2 protein-coding genes are annotated in these 604 nt (G+C 60.9%); both read right to left on the bottom strand.

Annotated elements, in window-relative coordinates:
- The coding region (tnpB, locus tag AKN84_RS47120) for an IS66 family insertion sequence element accessory protein TnpB (protein ID WP_157863412.1) at window positions 1-177 on the bottom strand (177 nt) is incomplete at its 3' end.
- Complete coding sequence (tnpA, locus tag AKN84_RS44335) at window positions 174-581, bottom strand: IS66-like element accessory protein TnpA (protein WP_050426610.1); 408 nt, start codon at window positions 579-581, stop codon at window positions 174-176. The genes tnpB and tnpA, both read right to left, overlap by 4 nt.
- Window positions 582-604 lie beyond the last annotated feature (23 nt).

Raw genomic sequence — 604 nt, 5'->3', positions numbered from 1 at the left:
ATGCCAGATCACTTTCAATAGATCGCCCCTGCGTCCACGGAAGCAGAACAAATGACCACTCAGCGGATCACGGCGCAGCACCTCTTGCACCTGCAACGACAATGAAGCGAAGCCTTTGCGCATGTCGGTGTGGCCCGTCGCCAGCCACACCCGAACTCCCGTAGGAACAGGAATCATCGTGGATCCAAAATCTCGATGATCCGGCGAAGCGCCTCAACGTCGACGCCCGCATCGACAATGACGCGCCGCCCGCCAGCCAGCTCGATCTCGATCCGACGCTCCGTCGAATCTGCGGTCGCGCTCTCCGATGATACCGCCACCGACGCCGCGGGCACCCCCTCGGCCACAACTGCCCTGACAAAGCCAGCCTCGGATTTAGTCCGGGTCGCCGCGAAGGCTCTTCGCCAAGTCACCAACAGAGAACGCGACAAGCCGTATCGCCGCGCTGTCGCCGCAACCAGGCGGGGCTCGGACAGGCTTTCTAAAACAATCCGCGCCTTCTCCTCCTCAGACCAACGGCGGCGCCGGCCTGTATCAACCACTTCCAGTCGATTCAGCGTACTGATCGTATGGCTGTCCATACGTACAGTTCTCAACCATCAGG

The sequence above is a fragment of the Bradyrhizobium tropiciagri genome, assembly GCF_001189845.1.
In the GTDB taxonomy this organism is placed as follows: domain Bacteria; phylum Pseudomonadota; class Alphaproteobacteria; order Rhizobiales; family Xanthobacteraceae; genus Bradyrhizobium; species Bradyrhizobium tropiciagri.
The sequence above is the reverse complement of the archived record's forward strand: the minus strand, read 5'-3'. Positions and strand labels throughout refer to the sequence as shown.

Bases quoted from the DNA above. Each gene is read 5' to 3' on its own strand.
- tnpA (WP_050426610.1), bottom strand. From the start codon at position 581: ATGGACAGCCATACGATCAGTACGCTGAATCGACTGGAAGTGGTTGAT.